The 21,793-nt window shown below is 51.5% G+C and carries 20 protein-coding genes and 1 pseudogene; 14 read left to right on the top strand and 7 right to left on the bottom strand.

Going from position 1 to position 21,793, the window contains the following annotated elements; all coding sequences use genetic code 11:
• Position 1: 1 nt before the first annotated feature.
• The gene (gene arnB / locus ACLW56_RS12600; RefSeq protein ID WP_330984111.1) at positions 2 to 1,141 is read right to left on the bottom strand and encodes a UDP-4-amino-4-deoxy-L-arabinose aminotransferase; all 1,140 of its coding nucleotides are present in this window, start codon (positions 1,139 to 1,141) and stop codon (positions 2 to 4) included.
• A 394-nt stretch (positions 1,142 to 1,535) separates the two neighbouring features.
• On the opposite strand from arnB, the gene ACLW56_RS12595 reads away from it, so the two are divergent.
• Entirely contained in the window at positions 1,536 to 1,775 is a 240-nt protein-coding gene (locus ACLW56_RS12595; protein ID WP_330984110.1) for a hypothetical protein, read from the top strand.
• 249 nt (positions 1,776 to 2,024) lie between these two features.
• On the opposite strand, the gene ACLW56_RS12590 is transcribed toward ACLW56_RS12595, so the two are convergent.
• Together ACLW56_RS12590 and ACLW56_RS12585 are read right to left on the bottom strand one after the other, a co-directional pair.
• The gene (locus tag ACLW56_RS12590) at positions 2,025 to 2,204 is read right to left on the bottom strand and encodes a hypothetical protein (RefSeq protein ID WP_330984109.1); all 180 of its coding nucleotides are present in this window, start codon (positions 2,202 to 2,204) and stop codon (positions 2,025 to 2,027) included.
• A 191-nt stretch (positions 2,205 to 2,395) separates the two neighbouring features.
• The gene (locus ACLW56_RS12585; RefSeq protein ID WP_330984108.1) at positions 2,396 to 3,601 is read right to left on the bottom strand and encodes an NAD(P)/FAD-dependent oxidoreductase; all 1,206 of its coding nucleotides are present in this window, start codon (positions 3,599 to 3,601) and stop codon (positions 2,396 to 2,398) included.
• Positions 3,602 to 3,830: 229 nt separating this feature from the next.
• On the opposite strand from ACLW56_RS12585, the gene pitA reads away from it, so the two are divergent.
• Positions 3,831 to 5,330, top strand: coding sequence for an inorganic phosphate transporter PitA (gene pitA / locus ACLW56_RS12580; RefSeq protein WP_330984107.1), 1,500 nt, complete (start codon positions 3,831 to 3,833; stop codon positions 5,328 to 5,330).
• Positions 5,331 to 5,395: 65 nt separating this feature from the next.
• Here pitA and uspB read toward each other — a convergent pair whose 3' ends face one another.
• A complete protein-coding gene (gene uspB, locus ACLW56_RS12575; RefSeq protein WP_330984106.1) occupies positions 5,396 to 5,731 on the bottom strand; it encodes a universal stress protein UspB in 336 nt (111 codons plus the stop codon).
• A 309-nt stretch (positions 5,732 to 6,040) separates the two neighbouring features.
• Between uspB and uspA the strand changes: the two genes are divergently transcribed.
• On the top strand, positions 6,041 to 6,478 hold the full coding sequence (gene uspA / locus ACLW56_RS12570) for a universal stress protein UspA (protein WP_253381264.1): 438 nt from the start codon (positions 6,041 to 6,043) through the stop codon (positions 6,476 to 6,478).
• Positions 6,479 to 6,571: 93 nt separating this feature from the next.
• Here uspA and rsmJ read toward each other — a convergent pair whose 3' ends face one another.
• The 3 genes from rsmJ to ACLW56_RS12555 form a co-directional block, all read right to left on the bottom strand.
• Positions 6,572 to 7,324 carry a 16S rRNA (guanine(1516)-N(2))-methyltransferase RsmJ gene (gene rsmJ, locus ACLW56_RS12565; protein ID WP_330984105.1) on the bottom strand — a complete coding sequence of 251 codons (753 nt, stop codon included), beginning with the start codon at positions 7,322 to 7,324 and terminating at the stop codon, positions 6,572 to 6,574.
• A 7-nt stretch (positions 7,325 to 7,331) separates the two neighbouring features.
• Entirely contained in the window at positions 7,332 to 9,374 is a 2,043-nt protein-coding gene (prlC, locus tag ACLW56_RS12560; RefSeq protein ID WP_330984104.1) for an oligopeptidase A, read from the bottom strand.
• 212 nt (positions 9,375 to 9,586) lie between these two features.
• Entirely contained in the window at positions 9,587 to 10,858 is a 1,272-nt protein-coding gene (locus ACLW56_RS12555) for a phosphatase PAP2 family protein (RefSeq protein ID WP_330984103.1), read from the bottom strand.
• A gap of 157 nt (positions 10,859 to 11,015) precedes the next feature.
• On the opposite strand from ACLW56_RS12555, the gene ACLW56_RS12550 reads away from it, so the two are divergent.
• The 11 genes and pseudogenes from ACLW56_RS12550 to tssG all read left to right on the top strand — a co-directional run bounded on the left by ACLW56_RS12550 (position 11,016) and on the right by tssG (position 21,781).
• Positions 11,016 to 11,858: a 23S rRNA (adenine(2030)-N(6))-methyltransferase RlmJ gene (locus ACLW56_RS12550; RefSeq protein ID WP_330984102.1), complete on the top strand. Its 843-nt coding sequence runs from the start codon at positions 11,016 to 11,018 to the stop codon at positions 11,856 to 11,858.
• 70 nt (positions 11,859 to 11,928) lie between these two features.
• Complete coding sequence (gorA, locus tag ACLW56_RS12545) at positions 11,929 to 13,284, top strand: glutathione-disulfide reductase (protein ID WP_330984101.1); 1,356 nt, start codon at positions 11,929 to 11,931, stop codon at positions 13,282 to 13,284.
• 121 nt (positions 13,285 to 13,405) lie between these two features.
• Positions 13,406 to 13,474 carry an IS1-like element transposase gene (locus ACLW56_RS12540; RefSeq protein ID WP_415377798.1) on the top strand — a complete coding sequence of 23 codons (69 nt, stop codon included), beginning with the start codon at positions 13,406 to 13,408 and terminating at the stop codon, positions 13,472 to 13,474.
• Positions 13,475 to 13,500: 26 nt separating this feature from the next.
• Positions 13,501 to 13,892, top strand: a pseudogene (locus tag ACLW56_RS12535) (IS1 family transposase).
• A gap of 656 nt (positions 13,893 to 14,548) precedes the next feature.
• The gene (locus ACLW56_RS12530) at positions 14,549 to 16,066 is read left to right on the top strand and encodes a hypothetical protein (protein ID WP_330984100.1); all 1,518 of its coding nucleotides are present in this window, start codon (positions 14,549 to 14,551) and stop codon (positions 16,064 to 16,066) included.
• 44 nt (positions 16,067 to 16,110) lie between these two features.
• On the top strand, positions 16,111 to 16,599 hold the full coding sequence (gene tssB, locus ACLW56_RS12525) for a type VI secretion system contractile sheath small subunit (protein ID WP_330984099.1): 489 nt from the start codon (positions 16,111 to 16,113) through the stop codon (positions 16,597 to 16,599).
• Positions 16,596 to 18,077: a type VI secretion system contractile sheath large subunit gene (gene tssC / locus ACLW56_RS12520; protein ID WP_330984098.1), complete on the top strand. Its 1,482-nt coding sequence runs from the start codon at positions 16,596 to 16,598 to the stop codon at positions 18,075 to 18,077. The genes tssB and tssC overlap by 4 nt, the downstream gene beginning before the upstream one ends.
• Positions 18,078 to 18,104: 27 nt before the next feature.
• Positions 18,105 to 18,587 carry a hypothetical protein gene (locus ACLW56_RS12515; protein ID WP_330984097.1) on the top strand — a complete coding sequence of 161 codons (483 nt, stop codon included), beginning with the start codon at positions 18,105 to 18,107 and terminating at the stop codon, positions 18,585 to 18,587.
• 47 nt (positions 18,588 to 18,634) lie between these two features.
• Positions 18,635 to 19,057, top strand: a complete 423-nt coding sequence (locus ACLW56_RS12510; RefSeq protein ID WP_330984096.1) for a hypothetical protein — start codon at positions 18,635 to 18,637, stop codon at positions 19,055 to 19,057.
• A complete protein-coding gene (tssF, locus tag ACLW56_RS12505; RefSeq protein WP_330984095.1) occupies positions 19,050 to 20,849 on the top strand; it encodes a type VI secretion system baseplate subunit TssF in 1,800 nt (599 codons plus the stop codon). The genes ACLW56_RS12510 and tssF overlap by 8 nt, the downstream gene beginning before the upstream one ends.
• Positions 20,840 to 21,781, top strand: coding sequence for a type VI secretion system baseplate subunit TssG (gene tssG / locus ACLW56_RS12500; RefSeq protein WP_330984094.1), 942 nt, complete (start codon positions 20,840 to 20,842; stop codon positions 21,779 to 21,781). The genes tssF and tssG overlap by 10 nt, the downstream gene beginning before the upstream one ends.
• Positions 21,782 to 21,793 lie beyond the last annotated feature (12 nt).

The following is a 21,793-nucleotide window of genomic DNA, read 5'->3' as shown; positions in this document are numbered from 1 at the left end:
ATCAATGTCCTGCGAGCTGACGGAGCGCAGAAATGACGCGGGTTGTGTCGTCATGAGTCATATCCGGGAAAAGAGGCAATGAACAGATGCGCGCGCTGTTCCACTCCGTGTTTGGCAGAGAGAGATTCGGGTAGCGTTCGCGATAGTATTTTTGGGTGTGTGCCGCGCGGAAATGCAGGCCAGTGCCAATGCCCTGCGCTTTGAGCTGCTCCATCAGGCCGTCACGGCTGATGCCACAGCGAGCTTCATCCACACGAATGATAAACAGGTGCCAGGCGTGCTGGTGCGGCCAGGCAGGAATCGTCAGCGGCTGGAAGGGCGTGTCGGCCAGCTCTTTCAAATAACGCTGAGCAATGGCTTCACGTTTACGGTTCGCTTCCGGGAGCTTGTCGAGCTGCACCAGAGCGATGGCCGCGTTGATGTCCGCCAGGTTGTACTTGAAGCCAGGGGAAATCACCTCTGCCTGCGGCGCTCGGCCGTGAGTCTGACGGTCGTAGGCATCAACGCCTAGCCCGTGGAATTTCAGGCTGCGAATGCGATTAGCCAGTTGATCGTTATCCGTCACCACTAAGCCCCCTTCCGCGCAGGTCATGTTTTTGATCGCGTGGAAAGAGAAAATGGCGGTGCCTTTGCCCCCAACGTGGTGGCCTTTGTAGTCAGTGCCCGCCGCATGGGCCGCATCTTCAATCACTGGAATGCCGTGTTGTTCCGCCACGGCGCGAATACCGTCGATATCACACGGCGCGCCAGCGTAATGAACAGGGATAATCGCTTTGGTTTTCGGGGTGATAGCCGCAGCAACCGCTTCCGGCGTCACCATCAGGGTGTCGTGGTCAACATCGATCATCACTGGCGTCGCGCCAAGCAGTTCAATCATGTTGAGGGTGGAAACCCAGGTTTGCGAAGGGGTAATCACTTCGTCGCCAGGGCCGATATCAAGCGCCATCAGCGTGACGTGCATCCCGCCGGTTGCGGAACTTACCGCTATCGCATGGCGATTTCCGGTCAGGGTGCAAAATGCCTCTTCGAGCTGCTGATTTTTTGGCCCGGTGGTTATCCATCCAGACTGCAGCACCTCTTTAAGCGCAGCAAACTCCTCGTCGCCCATTGAGGGACGTGAGAAGGGTAGAAATTCACTCATTGACTGTCCTCACCCAGAATAGTGGGAATAACGCGACTATCGTGCGCTTATGAAGTTAAACGAAGTAAAAATAAAGTGGGTCAAATGGCCGTGTTTTATAAACGCCAGTTCAATGTACTCAAAAGTAGTCAAAGTTTATTAGGATAGTATTAAGAAAGACCATGGCGGGCGAAAAATCAAGGCAAATTCAAATTTTTCATAGAGTTATGTGACGCGCCTTTTTGTCAGTGAAATAAATTTTTATCGAAGCTTAATAAAACTGTCATCCTAAGGTTTTGTTAATAATGTCAACGGATGCTAAACGGGAAATATATTCTGCACGCTATTTAATGAACTTCGTCACATTTCACATTTAATTCCCCGCCCCTTCTGGTTGCTTTAACATGGATAGTTCGTGAAAACCGAAATGTTCACCGCCTTCGTCCGACGGGGTTTCGTCGAAGACACAAAAGGAACTTCCGTCTCCAGCCTAAATATTCAACACAAGCTGCGTATGAAGTCGAAAAACACGCTGGCAATGTTGCGCATCAAAACCGCCATCTCACACAGCAACGGCTCTCAGCTTCACGACCTGATTAGCCAGATTTACATCAAAACAGTCGCGACAAATTCAGAACAAAATGATATTCAATAAGGATTTTTTCAAAACACATATTGAATATTTGACCTTATTCCCTTTACATAAAATAAGTAGGTTCAACTGCAGTTATATTTCACCCAATCATCAACATTTCCATTATAAATAACGACTTTATCAGGAAGCTTTTACGATTATTCAGCCGCGTACGACGACGGCACAGCTCAAAAAAGGGAAAAAGGCTAAGCAACCCTTACCGGAACAGCCATCTGCTGGCTGTTCGCCGGGTGCTGCCTGGCACGGTGGTCAGGTAAATTCTTCAACAAGCTGGGAAATGCCATAGCTGAATAGCCAGCTACTGCTAATCACCATCCCTTTAGCAGGTAGGCTCATGCGTGCGATCACGTGTTTAGTTTTAAGATAAACAACAAAAGAAATCAGGGTCTTAGCGGCAAAGGTAATCAAAAGAATAGTAAAAAGGCTCATGCGTGCTCTATGTGGTCATCCGTGACTGGGCTGCAAATGCTACCTGAACCATACCCATGATAAAAGAAGGGAATTGTTTCTGAATTTTAAACAATTTGAATTCATTTCATTCCAAAAAAAACCTCAGGTAACAGGCCTGACATCCCTCCGTTTAGAGAGACATCTCAGGTATCACCCGTCGCAGAGCAGAATTACGCCTCCACCAAAGCCTCCACCAAAGCCTGCGCACAAGCCCAGGCAGAAGCCCAGGCCCACTGGAAGTTGTAGCCGCCTAGCCAACCCGTTACATCCATCACTTCGCCGATGAAGTACAAACCAGGAGCTTTGCGCGCTTCCATGGTGCGGGAAGAGAGTTCGTTGGTGTCCACGCCGCCGAGCGTCACTTCCGCCGTGCGATAGCCTTCAGTGCCGTTGGGCTGCACTCGCCAGTTTGTCAGCGTTTCAACCAGCTGCTGCTGATTTTTGCTGTTGAGCTGCTTCAACTGCACATCCGGAATTTGCCCCAAGAGTTGCAGGCACTCGACCAGACGCTTCGGCAGTTGCATCGCCAGCGTATTTTTCAGGCTTTGATTTGGATGTGCTGCACGCTGCTCGTTGAGGAACTCATCCAGACTGCATTCTGGCAGCAGGTTGATGCTGACGAATTCACCCGGCAGCCAATAGCTGGAGATTTGCAGGACTGCCGGGCCGGACAAACCGCGATGGGTAAACAGCAGATTCTCACGGAACACCGTGCCGTCGTCAGCGGTGATCACCGAAGGCACAGAAACGCCGGACAGCACCTGCAGCTGTTCCAGCAAAGGTTTATGCAGCGTGAACGGCACCAGGCCCGCTCGCGTCGGCAGCACGTTCAGGCCGAACTGCTCGGCAATTTTGTAGCCAAACGGTGAGGCGCCTAAACCCGGCATCGACAAACCACCGCTGGCGATAACCAGCTTCTTCGCCGCCACTGCATCGCCGTTCAGCTGTAAAACGTAGCCTTCTTCATCACGCTCGACGCTGAGAATTTCCGTTCTCAGGCGCGTTGTGACATTGCCTTTCGCGCATTCGGCCACCAGCATATCGACGATTTGCTCCGCGGAGTCGTCGCAGAAAAGCTGCCCAAGGGTCTTCTCATGCCAGGCGATGCCGTACTTCCCGACCAACTCGATGAAATCCCATTGGGTGTAACGCGCCAGCGCAGATTTGCAAAAATGCGGGTTCTGGCTCAGGTAAGCGGCGGGCTCGACATACATATTGGTGAAGTTACAGCGCCCGCCGCCGGACATTAAAATTTTGCGACCAGGCTTTTTGCCGTTATCCAGCAGCAGCACCCGCGCACCGGCCTGCCCTGCCTGGGCCGCACAAAACATTCCCGCCGCGCCCGCACCGACAACAATGGCATCAAACCTTTCCACAGACTTTTCCTCTTCTTTGAATGTCGGGAAGTGTAAATTTTACCGGCGGGTACGACCAGTAAGATTTTCTTCATCACCAGTCATACTGTTGAAACATATAGGATAATTACTGACAGCAATTTTACCGAAGTGAACAAATATCAACAAAAGTCTATATTTCTCTTTGCCCACGCTGCGTTTGTCCTGGATAATGCGCCGCGTTCATGTCCTCAAAATGGCGTAACGTCCTATGCTACATTTATTTGCCGGCCTGGATCTCCATACCGGGCTTTTATTATTGCTTGCTCTGGGGTTTGTGTTGTTCTACGAAGCGATTAACGGCTTCCATGACACTGCAAACGCAGTAGCGACCGTTATCTACACCCGCGCTATGCGTTCTCAGGTCGCGGTGGTGATGGCGGCCCTCTTCAACTTCTTTGGCGTGCTGTTAGGCGGTCTGAGCGTGGCCTATGCGATTGTGCATATGCTGCCAACGGATCTTCTGCTGAATATGGGCTCTGCCCATGGTCTCGCCATGGTCTTCTCGATGCTGTTAGCCGCGATTATCTGGAACCTAGGAACCTGGTACTTCGGCCTGCCTGCATCCAGTTCGCATACGCTTATCGGGGCGATCATCGGGATTGGGTTAACCAATGCGCTGATGACCGGCACCTCGGTGGTTGACGCGCTGAATATCCCGAAAGTGATGGGCATTTTCGGCTCGCTGATTATCTCTCCGATTGTCGGTCTGGTTGTCGCGGGGGGGTTAATCTTCATCCTGCGTCGTTACTGGAGCGGCACCAAAAAACGCGCTCGCATTCACCTCACTCCAGCGGAACGTGAAAAGAGAGACGGCAAGAAAAAGCCGCCATTCTGGACCCGTATTGCGCTGATCCTCTCCGCTATCGGCGTGGCGTTCTCTCATGGCGCAAACGACGGGCAGAAAGGCATTGGCCTGGTGATGCTGGTTCTGATTGGCGTGGCACCGGCTGGTTTCGTGGTGAACATGAATGCGTCCGGTTACGACATTACCCGTACCCGCGATGCCGTGAACAACGTCGAAATCTATTTCCAGCAGCATCCTGATCTGCTGAAAAAAGTGACCGGCGTTGATCAACGGATTCCTTCACCGGAAGCGACCACGACCACGCCTGACGAGTTCCATTGCCACTCAGCCAATACCCTTAACGCGCTGAACCGCGTGAAAGGGATGCTGGCGAACAATGTCGAAAGCTACGACAAGCTGAGCGTCGATCAGCGCAGCCAGCTGCGTCGCATCATGCTGTGCATCTCTGATACCACCGATAAAGTGGCGAAGCTGCCTGACGTGAGCGCCGACGATCAGCGTCTGCTGAAGAAACTCAAAACCGACATGCTCAATACCATCGAGTATGCGCCAATCTGGATTATCATGGCCGTCGCACTGGCGCTGGGCATTGGTACGATGATCGGCTGGCGTCGCGTGGCGACTACCATCGGCGAGAAAATCGGTAAGAAAGGCATGACCTACGCTCAGGGCATGTCCGCGCAGATGACCGCAGCCGTCTCTATCGGTCTGGCAAGCTACACCGGGATGCCGGTGTCCACCACTCACGTTCTGTCGTCCTCTGTTGCCGGTACGATGCTCGTTGACGGTGGCGGATTGCAGCGCCGAACCGTGACCAACATTCTGATGGCGTGGGTGTTGACCCTGCCAGCAGCGATTATCCTTTCCGGCGTGTTGTACTGGCTCAGCCTGAAGCTCATCTAAGCGTGCGGAAACGCCAAAAACGGGTCAGGAAACTGACCCGTTTTTTTATGCCTCATTATCGTTAATCAGTGCCAGATAATCAGCGCAATCATGCTGACAATCACCAGCCCGCACAGCGCACTGGTCAACACAAACTGACGACGAACACGCTCACAGCGCCGGATAAACTCATCATCATGATGATCGCGATAACGCTGCGCGTAGATGTACCACACCAGACGCACCTGCTTACCTGGCTGACCATGGGAAGTAAAAAAGCCTCCTCCATCCACATACTGATAGAGCAAGGGATCGCAACCACGCAGCACCACCAACAGTGCGCGCAATGATGAGAAGTAGCGCGCCATATTCACAACACAAACGATACACAAAGCCCAAAACAGTGCGACAGTGCTTACCATACCTCCTCCCCGGCGACCCGCCCACGGAGAACCTCTCCGGGACTACCGCAACCCGAAACTCGACAGACAGTCAGTGAAAGAGTGAGAAACCGATCACAGAACGCGAACCGATCGGCTCTTTAAATAGTGTAGGAGATCAGCGGATTTTTTTGCCACATCCTTAACCGTTATCAATTGTTCAAGCGGAAAGATTTGTTTAACTGATTGGTGATCAAGGCAGATTGACGTAGCCTGAGGGGAGTTTTAAGGTTGAGTTGTCTACACTTAAGGCATAACCACTTAGTCATCACTTAAGGAAGGAGTAACACTATGGCTTACAAACACATTCTTATCGCCGTTGACCTGTCACCAGAGAGCAAAGTCCTGGTCGACAAGGCTGTTTCCATGGCCCGCCCTTACAACGCGAAAGTTTCCCTGATTCATGTCGATGTGAACTACTCCGATCTCTACACCGGCCTGATTGATGTCAACCTCGGTGATATGCAGAAACGCATTTCGGAAGAGACTCACCACGCGCTGTCTGAGCTGTCCACCAACGCCGGTTACCCGATTACCGAAACCCTGAGCGGCAGCGGCGATCTGGGCCAGGTGCTGGTAGACGCCATTAAGAAATACGATATGGACCTGGTGGTTTGCGGTCACCATCAGGACTTCTGGAGCAAGCTGATGTCTTCTGCTCGTCAGCTGATTAACACCGTGCACGTGGACATGCTGATTGTCCCGCTGCGCGATGACGAAGACGAGTAAGTGATTGCCCGGTGGCGCTAGCGCTGACCGGGCCTACAAAGCCCCCTGACACGAAACGTAGGCCGGGTAAGGCGAAGCCGCCACCCGGCTTTTTTATTCCGGCGTGCCAGCATAAATATCAAACCGATGGCCCTTAGTGGTCACCGCGTTGGTTGTCGCGACATCTGCCAGCGGCGGCGCATAATCCGGGCGCTTCACCACAACACGCTTCGTTGCCAGCTGTTGTGCAGGCACCAGCAAGCCATCGGCATCCAAATCCGGCCCCACCAGCGACTGAAACACCCGCATCTCTTTTTTCACCAGCGAACTCTTCTGCTTATGCGGGAACATCGGGTCGAGATAGACCACCTGCGGGCGCGGCGTGATATCGGTCAGCGCCGTCAGGCTGGAGGCGTGAATCAATTGCAAACGCTCCTGCAACCAGCCGCCAATTTCCGGGTCTGCGTAGCCGCGCGCCAGCCCGTCATCCAGCAATGCCGCGACGACGGGATTGCGCTCCAGCATTCGCACGCGACAGCCCACGGAAGCCAGCACAAACGCATCGCGCCCAAGCCCGGCTGTTGCATCGACCACATCCGGCAAATAGCTGCCTTTGATGCCGACCGCTTTCGCCACCGCTTCACCGCGACCGCCACCAAACTTACGGCGATGCGCCATCGCGCCGCCCACGAAATCCACGAAGATCCCGCCGAGCTTTGGCTCATCGCGTTTACGTAATTCAAGATGCTCCGGCGTTAGCACCAGCGCCATCAGGTTTTCGGCATCGTGCTCCAGCCCCCAACGGGCGGCAAGAACAGATAAGGCGCCATCGCTGGCGCCTGATTCATCCACTAAACAGATTTTCACGAAACGCTTAGCCCTTAATGCCGTAGTGCTCAAGCATCGCATCCAGTTGCGGTTCGCGGCCACGGAAGCGTTTGAACAGCGTCATCGGCTCTTCGGAACCGCCACGGCTCAGAATGTTATCGAGGAACGACTGCCCGGTTTCGCGGTTGAAAATGCCTTCTTCTTCGAAGCGCGAGAAAGCATCGGCTGCCAGCACGTCGGCCCACAGATAGCTGTAGTAACCCGCCGCATAGCCACCAGCAAAGATATGGCTGAACGCGTGCGGGAAACGGCCCCATGACGGACCCGGCACCACAGCGACCTGTTTTTTGATTTCGGCCAGCGTGTCGAGGATTTTCGCCCCCTGTTGCGGGTTGAACTCAGCATGCAGACGGAAATCAAACAGGCCGAATTCCAGCTGGCGCAGCACAAACATCGCCGCCTGGTAGTTCTTCGCGGCCAGCATTTTATCCAGCAGCTCTTTCGGCAGCGGTTCGCCGGTTTCGTAATGCCCGGAGATAAACGCCAGCGCATCCGGCTCCCAGCACCAGTTTTCCATAAACTGGCTCGGCAGTTCGACCGCATCCCATGGCACACCGCTAATACCGGACACACCGGCTGTTTCGATACGCGTCAGCATGTGATGCAGACCGTGGCCGAACTCATGGAACAGGGTGATCACTTCGTCATGCGTAAACAGCGCAGGTTTGCCATTCACCGGGCGGTTGAAGTTACAGGTGAGGTAAGCGACCGGCTTTTGCAGCTCGCCGTTGGCTTTACGCATCTGGCCCACGCAGTCGTCCATCCACGCCCCGCCGCGTTTGTGTTCGCGCGCATACAGGTCGAGATAGAAGCTGCCGCGCAGTTCGTTTTTCTCGTCGTACAGCTCGAAGAAACGCACTTCCGGGTTCCAGACGTCGATATCGGTGCGCTCTTTGGCGGTGATCCCGTAAATGCGTTTCACCACTTCAAACAGGCCGTTAACGGCTTTGTTTTCCGGGAAGTAAGGACGCAGTTGTTCGTCGCTGATGCTGTACAGATGCTGTTTCTGTTTTTCGCTGTAGTAAGCGATATCCCACGGCTGAAGCTCATCCACGCCAAACTCGGCTTTCGCGTAAGCACGCAGTTGCGCCAGTTCTTTCTCACCCTGAGGACGAGCGCGTTTTGCCAGGTCGGTCAGGAAGTCGAGCACCTGCTGCGGGTTTTCCGCCATTTTGGTGGCGAGCGATTTAAACGCGTAGCTTTCAAAGCCCAGCAGTTGCGCCAGTTCGTGACGCAGCGCGAGGATCTCTTCCATCACCGGGCTGTTGTCCCATTTTCCCGCATTTGGCCCCTGGTCGGAAGCTCGCGTGGTATAAGCGCGATACATCTCTTCACGCAGCGCCTGGTTGTCGCAATAGGTCATCACTGGCAGGTAGCTTGGGATATCCAGCGTCAGCAGATAGCCTTCCTGCTCTTTCGCTTCGGCCTGCGCTTTGGCGGCTGCCAGGGCGCTTTCAGGCATCCCGGCAAGCTCTGCTTCGTCAGTGACAAGCTTGTTCCAGCCCATAGTGGCATCAAGTACGTTGTTGCTGTACTGGTTGCCAAGCTCAGAAAGACGCGCAGCAATTTCGCCATAACGTTTCTGCTGCTCTTTTGGCAGACCAATACCGGATAATTCAAAGTCACGCAGCGCGTTATCTACCGCTTTCTTCTGAGCGGTGTTCAGGCTCGCGTACTTGTCGCCATCACGCAGATCGCGATATGCCTGATACAGGCCTTCATGCTGACCGACCCAGGTGCTGTATTCAGACAGCAACGGCAGGGTTTGCTCGTAGGCTTCACGCAGTTCCGGGCTGTTCTTAACGGAATTCAGGTGGCTCACCGGGGAGAAAATACGGCCCAGCACATCATCCACTTCCGCAAGCTGCTGGCAGAGATTCTCCCAGCTATAAGGCGCGCCCTGCGCCACAACGCTTTCCACCGCCGCACGGCAATCATCCAGCGCTTTGGTGACGGCTGGCACGACGTGCTCTGGCTGGATTTTTGAGAAAGGCGGTAAGTCGAAAGGCGTCAGTAATGGATTGGTCATAAGCGCGGTCCTTTGAAAAAAGTGAATGTCACAGCGCACGTCCGGCGCTTTACCGATAAGAGTGAGAATGGGGTTAAGTGTAGAGGATTTCAATAGCGGAACACGTGCAAAGGCTGATTACTGCAACAGGAAAATGCCCGGCGGCGCTGACGCTTGCGCGGGCCTACGGGGAAAAGTAGGCTGGGTAAGCGTTAGCGCCACCCGGCATTCTGTTAATGCGAGTTCTTCCCCGCCACGTAAGCCGCAACAGGATCAACCCGCTGCCAGAACTGCTGCTCAGGCGTGCTGCCGGAAAGCGGATATCCCGCAGGTAAGGCCGTTTTCTGTAAAAGCTCTCGCCGCTTAGCCGCAGAAAGGTGAGGCAAGGCGCTCTCAAGCAACACTTCTGCTCCAGATGGAACCTTCAATGCGTTCTTACTGCCTTTCTGTTTCGGCAGATCCCAGCTCAGGGTATAGCGATAAAAATCACGCATCTCCGGGTTGTGCCACGGATCTTCTTTCGCATCAGAACGGGCACAGTCTGCCAGCGGCACGCCACACTCTTTTTCCAATGCTGCTCGAAGCTGATCCCGCGCCTCGTTAAACAAGCGGCGATAGTTGGGATCGTTCAGATAGTGCGTCACGTTGCTCAGGGCCACCATTCGCGAGCCCATAATATCCAGCGGATAATGCACACCGAGCACGACGCGAGAGTAACCATAGCGCGCACCGCGAACCATCAGCGCTTCATAGCGCTCGGGCAACATTTGCGCCAGTAATGTCGCATCCGTTACGCCGGTATTGGTATGCCCGCTGGGAAAAGAGCCGCCATCTGCGCTATACGGATGCAAATCTTTCACAACAGTGTTATCCGGCACCAGATAAATGCCGCTGCCCTGCACCAGGAAAGGCCGCCCATAGCGGAAATATTTTTTGGCCGCCCCGGTACTGACTTCACTGGCTTTGATGAGCGCCGCCGCTTTACTGAGTTCACCTTTACCGTAGGCGGTGATAAACGCCCTGCCCAACCGCGGCCCCAGCGCATCACTCAGGAACCACAAATAGCTGATACCTTCAGCATCCATCAGCGCCTGGCGGCGCAGGCTTTCCGTCGCGTCCTGATTGATGATAATCACCGTTTGCAGGCTGGCTTTCAGCGTGTTTTCCGGCAGGTCGCTGAAACCGGAAAGCAGTTGAATCCCCTGCTTTTGCAAAGCGGCCGTCTGGAAGTCATAGCCACTGGCTTTCAGCCAGGCAGTATCAGCCTGAGTGGACGACTGTGTGCTTTTCTCCAGATTGTCACGCGTCAGCGCCGGAGCGGTGCCCTGCAATGATTTGCGCAGCGCCGCCAGCACCTCTTTTTCCAGGCTCACATACGCAGGCAGTTCAGACGCTTGCGAAACCCTGTCGGCCACTTCCGCCGAGCCGGGAATCGACATCTCCTTCGCCATAACGGGCGAGCTCATCAACAACACGGAAACCCAAAAGGCCAGACGATGATTCATGTTGAGTCCTGTCTTAAGTAGCCATTACGCACGATGCCCCTCATAGTGTTGGTCGATTCTGTCACCCTTGCCAGTCCATCGTGAGGCTTCAGCGGTAATCTACGGCAATCTGCGGTAAACTGTCGGCATCGTTTATTACTTCGGAACACCCGTATCCATGCTCAGTTATCGCCACAGCTTTCACGCAGGCAACCATGCCGACGTCCTCAAACACACCGTTCAGAGCCTGATCATCGAATCACTGAAAGAGAAAGAGAAACCGTTTCTTTATCTCGATACTCATGCGGGCGCCGGGCGTTATCAGCTGAGCGGCGAGCATGCAGAACGTACCGGTGAATATCTGGAAGGTATCGCGCGTATCTGGCAGCAGGATGATTTACCTGCCGAGCTGGAGCCGTACATCAGCGTGGTACAGCACTTTAACCGCAGCGGTCAGTTGCGCTACTACCCAGGGTCCCCGCTGATTGCCCGCCAGTTGCTGCGCGAACAAGACAGCCTGGAACTGACCGAACTGCACCCAAGCGATTTCCCGCTGCTGCGTTCAGAGTTCCAGAAAGACGAGCGTGCCCGCGTGGCGAAAGGCGATGGTTATCAGCAGTTGAAAGCGAAACTGCCACCGCAGTCTCGTCGCGGTCTGATCCTGATTGACCCACCTTACGAAATTAAAACCGACTATCAGGCGGTGGTTTCCGGGATCAGCGAAGGTTACAAGCGTTTCGCGACTGGCACCTACGCGCTGTGGTATCCGGTCGTTCTGCGTGCGCAGATCAAACGCATGATTAAAGAGCTAGAAGCCACGGGCATCCGCCGCATTCTGCAAATTGAACTGGCCGTCCGCCCGGACAGCGACCAGCGCGGCATGACAGCCTCCGGCATGATCGTCATTAACCCACCGTGGAAGCTCGAACAGCAGATGAACAACGTGCTGCCGTGGCTGCACAAAACGCTGGTCCCGAGCGGCACCGGCCACACCACCGTCAGCTGGATCGTGCCAGAGTAATCACAATCATCGGTGGAACCTATGGATTCCAGGTATACAATCGCGGCAATCAACGATTAAGGAAGAAGCTATGACTAAGCATTATGACTACATCGCTATCGGCGGCGGCAGCGGCGGCATCGCCTCCATCAACCGCGCAGCCATGTATGGCCAGAAATGTGCGCTGATTGAAGCCAAAGAGCTGGGCGGCACCTGCGTCAACGTGGGCTGTGTGCCGAAAAAAGTGATGTGGCATGCCGCGCAAATCCGCGAGGCCATCCATCTGTATGGTCCAGACTACGGCTTCGACACCACCATTAACCACTTCGACTGGAACAAGCTGGTTGCCAGCCGCACCGCTTATATCGACCGCATTCACACCTCGTACGACAACGTGCTGGGCAAGAACAATGTCGATGTGATCAAAGGCTTTGCACGCTTTGTTGATGCGAAAACCATCGAAGTGAACGGTGAAACGCTAACGGCAGACCACATTCTGATCGCCACCGGCGGCCGCCCGAGCCACCCGAACATTCCAGGTGTGGAATACGGTATCGACTCTGACGGTTTCTTCGAGCTGCCAGCGCTGCCAAAACGTGTTGCCGTTGTGGGCGCAGGTTACATCGCTGTTGAGCTGGCTGGCGTGATTAACGGTCTGGGCGCTGAAACGCACCTGTTCGTGCGCAAACACGCGCCGCTGCGTAGCTTCGATCCAATGATTGTTGAAACGCTGGTAGAAGTGATGGCCGCTGAAGGCCCAACGCTGCACACCCACGCCATTCCGAAAGCGGTTGTGAAAAATGCCGACGGCAGCCTGACGCTGGAACTGGAAGATGGTCGCAGCCAGACCGTCGACAGCCTGATCTGGGCGATTGGCCGTGAGCCAGAAACCGACAACTTCAACCTGGCCGCGACCGGGGTGAAAACCAACGACAAAGGCTACATCGTTGTCGATAAGTTCCAGAACACCAGCGTGCCGGGCATTTATGCTGTTGGCGACAACACCGGTGCCGTAGAACTGACTCCGGTTGCCGTTGCGGCAGGCCGTCGCCTCTCTGAACGCCTGTTTAACAACAAGCCGGAAGAGCATCTGGATTACACCAACATCGCGACTGTGGTCTTCAGCCACCCGCCAATCGGCACCGTGGGCCTGACCGAGCCACAAGCGCGTGAGCAGTTCGGCGAAGATGCCGTGAAGGTCTACAAATCTTCCTTCACCGCCATGTACACCGCAGTGACCTCTCACCGTCAGCCGTGCCGCATGAAGCTGGTATGCGTGGGCCCTGAAGAGAAAATCGTCGGTATCCACGGCATCGGCTTTGGCATGGACGAAATCCTGCAAGGCTTCGCAGTGGCGCTGAAAATGGGCGCAACCAAGAAAGACTTCGATAACACCGTGGCAATTCACCCGACCGCTGCGGAAGAGTTTGTTACCATGAGAAGTTAGTGTAGAAAAAATAGTAGACACATTTTTTTCTGGAAGAGAACCTGAAATGACCACGCATAAATTGTGGTTCTTTTGGGTTCTTTTGGGTTCTAAGGAAAAGAAATGGCACGATTAGTCTCTTCTGCGGACGCTGAAAATCGGCATTAACACCGTCATTCGCACTTTAAAAAACTCGCGCCGAAGCGAATAACGTCATCCCCGGTCGCCCATGCGGATGTGGCGCTCATCTGCGAACTTGACGAGCAATGGAGTGTTGTCGGCAGTAAAGCCCGCCAGCACTGGCTCTGGTATGCCTGCAATACAAAAACGGGGGACAGGCTTACACTTTTGGCCCGCGAACAGATGAAACCTGCCGTGAATTGCTGGCACGACTAACCCCTTTTAACATCGGTATGATAACCAGTGATGACTAGGGCAGCTATGCCCGAGAAGTCCCGAAGAATAAGCATCTGACAGGCAAAATATTCACTCAGCGTATTGAGCGTAACAATCTGACGTTAAGAACCCGTATCAAGCGTCTGGCCCGAAAAACACTCTGCTTCTCACGCTCGATTGAGTTGCATGAAAAAGTTATCGGCGCTTTCATTGAAAAATACATGTTCTACTAATTGGAGGCATTACCGACGGGCTTTACGCATAATGATCCCCTTCGTTGGCAGAATGAGTATGCCGGAAGATCTCTAAATGTGAATGACACGATGATGAGGGAGACTTACACCAACTGCATGTCAGGTGGTTTTCTACGTGCGAAAATTCACAATTTGAATATTACATGGATTCCCATTAATTTATTCATATGTTTTGGCGAATTAACACACGGATAAAATATTTAATAAATAATTACAAAATAACATCACCCGTTATTCAGAAATAAAATTCAATAGACCGCAAAACAAACGATTTAAACATCAAATATGAATATCCATTTCTTTAGTTTCGGTTTGATACAAAAAACATTTATTTTTAACAAAAAAAACACCCAATCGAACGAACATAGTATTGATCGCCATTAATTATTTTGTAACTAAATTTATATACACCAAAGATTATATAATGATTTGATAGGATTTGCCGATCAATTTAAAATAAATCGATCGAAAAATACATGTTTATTTTGTGGTGGGAAATGGTCATGCTTATCCCAAAAGAGGCTTCTTTTAGGTTTAATCTAATCCCATTAGTCTTTAATAATGCTGTTTCTAATTCCTTTAACGAAAAGCCGATATCATCCAGAAACTGGAATATATTAGCTCTGGAGTAGCTTATGCGAAGTTTTCATCGGGCAGTAAATAGCAAAATAAATAACGACAATTCCAGCAAAAGTGCATTGGTTTCTCGAAAGGAAATCACTGCTGCTGACGATGGTCATCTAAAGGCTGTTCGTTATAAACAATCGGTGATCACTTCAGAAACTGGCGTAAGATTAAGCGCAGATGAGAAAAAATTAATTAGCTACAATAAATATTTGGAAGCAGCCATTTCAATTTCTATTCTCGATAAGCCTGGCGGCATTGCAATCGTCCTTGACCGTTATACGTTAACGCTTGCTGACGTATTTGAGAAACTACTACAAAATAAGCAAGATGTTTTTTTCAATAATGCTCGTATGCCATTACTTGAAGTATTTACACGTACCACTTTTAATCCCATGAGCAGCGGTTCAGATCAAATAGGACGTATGCCTGTTGACATCGAAGGAAGCACACCGCAATGGTTAATTCAGCAGTTAAGGCAACCTCTTGCACCGAATAATGGCTATCTTCTTATGCTAACTAAAATGAAAGCGGTTAGCTCATTCGGCACAACTATCTGGCAGCTTTTAACTGTAATTAACCCGGAGCAGAAAATCACCAATACACAAGTGATAACTGATTTACTGGGTTCTGTCGGTAGTTTCCCCAATAATATTAGCCCCGAAAATCATATCGCATACCTGACTTCCCGCTTTGATGAATTCAAACAAAAAACCCGCTCGGCGCTTTTTGATAGTTCTATTTCTCGCGCCCGTAGTGAGCGTATGCCACTTATGAATAAAGAAACGAATAAAAAATTTGATGGTGTTTATACCAATGCCGCCAGCCATGGATTGGGTTTCGGCCAGGTAATACAACATGCTAGTTCACAGGAACAAACTCGGCAACTACGGGGTTTACTGGACAATGGTACAGTGCGCAATGCCAGAATCAACGCTATCGATCGCTTTGATGCCCCGATTGGTGACCTGAATCGCCCCTTCATGCTTTCAGAGGATGAGTTTAACAAATTTCCTGATGATCGTCTGTTTAAGAAACTTAAACAGAAAATTGAAGATCATTATTTTAACCATGGCGTAGGAATTAACCGATGGCAACCTTACGGCACCTATAGCCTGGATAGCAGTAACTTTGGCTACCCCTCTGCGGGGGCTCAGTCCGGTGGAACAACGGATATTTTGTTAGCCATGATTATGCTGGGGCTGAAAGAAAACTCCCTTTATGGCGATAAAAAATCAGTCTTACCGATGGTGCTTGCAGCAGCCGCCTTTATGAATTTTGGTGGCTACCATACTTTTGCAGAGGTCTTACCGATTGGCGAAGCTGTTACACAAAACCAGATATTTAATCCCGCCAATATTGCTGACGTATTCCGTTATGGTTCAATTTATTCCCAGATGTTGGTGCTTTATTTCAAATATGGCGACAGACAAGAATCAGTTAGCTTACAGAAATTTGAGTCAGCACATAGAGCATTAACAAAAAAGACTCGCGATAATTTATTCCACCCACAGCCAAACGACTGGTAAATATTATCCGGAACCGTTCTTAATTAATAACACTGGACAGACTCATGAGTAATACACAGCATAAATTAGATAAAGCACGGCCGCCGCGCGTGCAAATTACTTACGATGTTGAAGTCGGAGATGCCCAAACGGCAAAAGAATTACCGTTGGTTGTTGGCGTGATGGGGGATTTTACTCAAACGACTGACAGCCTGCGCGATCGTAAATTTTTGAATATAGATAAAGACAATTTCAATGAGATTATGTCCTCCATGAAGCCGGAAGCGGAATTTCTGGTGGAAAGTGCTCTGCCAGAACAGGAAGGAAAGCTGGCCATCTCGCTAACCTTCCAGAATATGGATGACTTTTCTCCGGACAATATTGTCCTCCAGGTTGAACCATTGCGCAAACTGATGGAACTACGCGAACAATTAAGCGATTTGCGTAATCGTGCTGCCAGTAACGAACGCCTGAAAGAGCAACTAGCAGAAATGGCCAGACAACAAAACGCGTTGTTGGGTAAAAACGATGACCTGAGAGGCGATGAAGAATGAGTAGCGAACTGATTCAGAACCCCGTAACCGAATCTTCTTTTAATGATGATTACCTTAACCAGGTTATTGACAATACTCAGGCTATCCGGCGTGAATCCGATCGTGATCGCATGAAGTCGCAACTGAACCATTTTCTGGCTGAAGTTCTGTCAGGTTCAGTGGTTATTTCTGGCGATCTCATTGGCAGTATTGAACAACGTATTACAGCAATCGACGAACTACTGTCGCAACAGGTCAGTCTGATTATCCACGCGCCAGAGTTTCAGAAGAAAGAATCCGCATGGCGTGGGCTGCACAAGTTAGTGCAGTCCAGTGTTACCGACAATACGCAAATTCGTCTGTTGCAATGCAACAAACAGGATTTGATTAAGGATTTCAAATCGGCCAGCGATTTTGATCAATCGATGTTGTTCAAATGTGTATATGAAAGTGAATATGGCACCTTTGGTGGCATGCCATTCTCTGCCTTTGTCGGCGATTTCCAGTTCGATAATACTCCGCAGGATATTAATCTGCTGGAGCAAATATCTCATGTTGCCGCTGCCGCGCACGCGCCATTCCTCAGCGCCATCGCGCCGGGCATGTTATCGATGAATGATTTCTCCGAGCTGCCTCGCCCACGCGATTTGGCGAAACTTTTTGATACCACAGACTATGCCCGCTGGCGTTCTTTCCGCCAGAATGATGACAGCCGCTATATCGGCCTTACTCTGCCGCGAGTGCTAAGCCGCGTACCTTACGGCACCAAAACTATCCCGGCTGAAACCTTTACTTTCGAAGAACAGATCCGCGAAGACGAAGCCGGCAGTGACTATCTGTGGATGAACTCTGCGTGGGAGCTTGCCGGACGGATTATCGAATCCTTTGAAGAGTATGGCTGGTGTGCATCTATCCGTGGTGTAGAAGGCGGTGGGTTGGTGAAATCGCTTCCTGCCTATAACTACGTTTCCAGTAGCGGTGAACGTACCATGCAGTGTCCTACTCAAATTGCGATTTCTGACCGACGGGAAAAAGAGCTCTCTGAATTGGGCTTCATTCCACTGGTCCACTGTAAAGGCACCGACTATGCGGCATTTTTCGCGGTGCAGTCCATAAACAAAGCCCGTCTGTATAACTCTGACCAGGCCAATGCTAACGCTCGTCTGTCGAGTCAGTTGCCCTACATTCTTGCAACGTCACGCTTTGCCCATTATCTGAAATCGATCGTCCGCGACAAAGTGGGCAGCTTTATGTCACGCACAGAGTGTGAAGAGTATCTGCAGAAGTGGATTATGCAGTACGTCGTGGCTTCTGATAATGCCGGTCCAGAAACCAAAGCTCGCTACCCTCTGCGCGAAGCTAAAGTTGAAGTCGTCGAAGTTCCAGGTTTTCCAGGCGCTTATCGTGCTATCGCCTGGCTGAAACCTCATTTCCAGCTCGAAGGTTTAAGTATGTCTTTGCGGCTGGTAGCGGATTTACCTTCCGCTGTTAACGCATAACCCCCTTGTCAATACAGGAATAAGAAAATGGCTAAATTACCGGATTGTCAATTCATCGAAATTAAAATTGATAATAAAATAATTTCAGGTTCATCAGAGGAAAGTGCTTATAAAAACTGGATGGAAGGTTACGCGCCTGCAGGGCTCGCAACGGTATCGGGTCCAGACGGGACTTATTTTGATTCGATTCAATCATCCATTCTGGTCACTAAAGAAACGAGCAATCTTTTCGAGCAGTATTTAAAACGCGGTTATAAAGAAATTGTGATTACCATTGTGCATCGCGGCTCTGACAAGTTAAACCAGAATTATGAAATTCAACGCACCGTTTATAATAATTGCAAAATTCAGAGTCTTAATTTTGAAATGCGCAACAAATTATTTATGGATCTGTCTTTTGCATTTGAAGGTACGGTAGAAGTCACGTTTAACGTACCCAATACCGCGGAAACTGCGCTCGATAAGATTGGGCCGATCAAGTACGACATCCCGCAAAAAGCCCTTTTGTAACATGTATACCCGGCGGCTATTGGCGGCCGGGCTTCAGGATGCTGCTCATGACCACCTCTCTGCTTTCCAGACTCAGCGATAATTATCCTTTGCGTGAAGAGGATGATTATCCTTGGGCATTACAACCCTATGAGGTATTGCTCAGCGAATTTAAAATGCTATTAACATCACGCGCACGACTTCCTGACATCGAGAATATTCCGCTGATTAACGCCTCCGTGCTTAATTACGGCATTGATGAATCATTCAGCAAAACAAATGAAATCGGCTCCCGACGTCTGATGATGGAAACACGCCTAAAAAATACCATTGCACGTTTTGAACCTCGTCTGACTCAGATTTCATTGACCAGTAATATGACCGACTCACACACCATTTGTTTTATTCTGCGCGGTGTTTTTTTTCTTACGCCGATCGTACTGGAATTGACGTGGAACGATAGTACCGGGAGATTCTATTTCAATGAATAGATTGCTTTCGTATTACCAGAAAGAGCTGAGTTTTCTGAAACAGCACGGCCAGGTGTTTGCCACTCGTTTTCCCAAAATCGCTCGTCGCCTGGGGATGGTTGAAGGCGAATCAGAAGATCCACACGTTAGCCGCCTGATTGAATCATTTGCCTTATTGACCTCGCGCATCCACCAGCGCCTTGACGATGATATTCCCCAGGTTATTGATGCTCTGCTTTCAACTCTGGCACCCCAGTTTTTACGTCCATTACCGTCAGCCTGCATCGTGATGATGTCGCCGGATCCGCAAAAATCGGGGATCACCGGCAAAAACGTGCTGGCGGCGGAAACGACGCTTTTTACACGGCAGAATACGCCACTGTCCTGCCAGTTTCAGACGGTCTATCCGGTGACGCTGCAACCGCTGTCGATTGACACCACGGCGCTGCGTTTTGACAGTGACGAACTGAGCTGGCAATTGCAGTTGGGCTTTAAGGTATGGCCTGGCGCAATACAAGCTGACGACAACATTCGCCTGTACCTTCACGGCCCCGGCAACGCGGTAAACATCCTTTATACCCTGCTGTGTTCAGAGATTAAAAACCTTACCTTGCGGCAGGGCGACGTAAATATTCCTCTGAACAGTAGCGCATTGAGCCCGGTAGGGTTTGACGCTGGGGAAGCGCTACTCACCCGGGATTCGCACATTGCGCCTATTCACGTCCTGTTGCTGGATTACTTCTGGTTCCCGCAGAAGTTTTCATTCATCGATATTCAGCTACCCACTGGCTTTAGTGCGGCTGGCAACAGCGCATTTGAGCTGCAAGCGGTCTTTAAGCGTAGCCATCTGACTGAACGTCTGGAAAATCTCGCTCCTTTGGTAGACGAGAACTTTTTCCGCTTGCACTGTACGCCCGCGGTCAATCTGTTTTCCCAGCGTGCCGAAGCCATTACGCTGACCGACGCCATGGCGGATTACCCCATCGTGCCGGATACCCGGCATCAGAAGCACATTGATGTCTGGGCCATCGATCACGTTTCCGCCCAGCGTAAAGTTGATAACCGAATCGGCCATTTTCCCGTGCTTCCACTGTTGGAAAGCCGCCCAGCCGTCAACTCAGAGGAAGATTCAGGCCTGTACTGGCAATTCTTTCGCCGCGAAATACCTGGAGTACGAGAGGTAGAGCACAAACCCTTTATCGCCTTCAGCGAGCGCCCTAATCGCCAGCCGCCCGGTGGCCCAGAAATTATCACGCTTAACATCAAGTGTACCAATCACGGACTGGCGCATCAGATGCAGTATGGTCACCCGGACGGGGATTTTGACCTTGATGCGCCCGTTGCCGGGCTGAAAATCGTCGCGCTTACCCATCCTACGCGCCAGGTGAATCCGACGGACAAGAGCGCGCTGCGCTGGCGTTTCCTTTCACAGTTATCGCTTAACTACCAATTGTTGGACGGCGAACAAGGTACACAGCGGTTAAAAGACACTCTGGCGCTGTACGCTATTGACGAAAGCCAGCATAAACCGCGAATGCTGTCTCTTATTAAGGATTTGACCTGCCAGCCGGTCACCACCCGGCTTATCAACAACGATCCGCATTCGCTGGCACGCGGCATTGATTTGACCATCACCTTCGCTCGTGAAGCGTTACAGGAGCCAGAATACTACCTGCTCTGTTGTCTGCTCGATCGGTTGCTAGCGCTGTACGCTCCGGTCAACAGCTTTACCCGTCTCACCACCTGCATTGAGCATGAAGCGCAGACGCGTCGCGTATGGCCCATTCGGGCGGGGAAACTGTCATGGCTATGATTTCCATCGTGAGTAAGTTTCATTTCTACCAGCAGATTCGACTGCTGCTACGCAAATTGCGCGATGGCAGCACGCCGGATGCCACACTGCTGGATGAAAAACTGCAAATAACGTCCACGCTTTCCCTTGATGCGCCTAACGGCCAGGTGGAAAGCCTTTATCAGGAAACGCTCGATTCACCGCTGCAAGTGACGGCCTGGCACAATGGTTTAACCGGTGCAATGGGTGCTCTGCCGACGGCCTACAGCGAGTGGATGATTGAGCGCCAGTTCCGCTACAGCGACCGCAGCGCGAAAGCGTTTATCGATCTTTTCGGGCATCGCTTGTACTGCCTTGATTATTTAGCCTGGCAAAAACATCACCTGTGTGCGCTGGCCGAATCTCAGGGCCAACCGCCTTTGCAGACAGCGATTCTGGCGTTAAGCGGCCTGCTGATGTCCGATGTTTCACCAGCATTAGCACAACATGCGCCTTTGTTCGCCTCGCGGGTGCGCTCGATGGTCAATCTTGAGCACTGGCTAAACCTGCTGTTTGGTGTGCCAGTGCAAATTACCCCCTTCACTGGCGGCTGGCGCAAAGTAGCAGAACATGAGCGCTGCCAGCTCGGCAACCCAGCACAAACCCTGGCTACCGCCCCAATGATGGGGAGCGTCCGCCGGGAAGTTGATGCCCATTTCGATGTGGTGCTGGGGCCAATGTCACCTGACGCTTCGCGCCGTTTTATGCCACCAGGAAGCACATGGCAGGAACTCTGGCAACGGATTCGCGAGTATGTCGGCCCGGTGGTGGATTTTTCCGTTTCCCTGGATATCAACAGCGCCGACCAGGCTATCCGTCCGTTGGGAATGAGTGCATTAGGATTGGATCTTTGTCTTGGCCATAGCAACACGTCGCACCTGCATCAGGTACGACTGCCTGCCCCCACCCTTTAATCAGGATTTTCC

It is taken from the genome of Pantoea sp. sgz302252, assembly GCF_047713085.1.
In the GTDB taxonomy this organism is placed as follows: domain Bacteria; phylum Pseudomonadota; class Gammaproteobacteria; order Enterobacterales; family Enterobacteriaceae; genus Scandinavium.
Note: the sequence above shows the minus strand (reverse complement) of the source record. Positions and strands in the feature narration are given on the sequence as shown.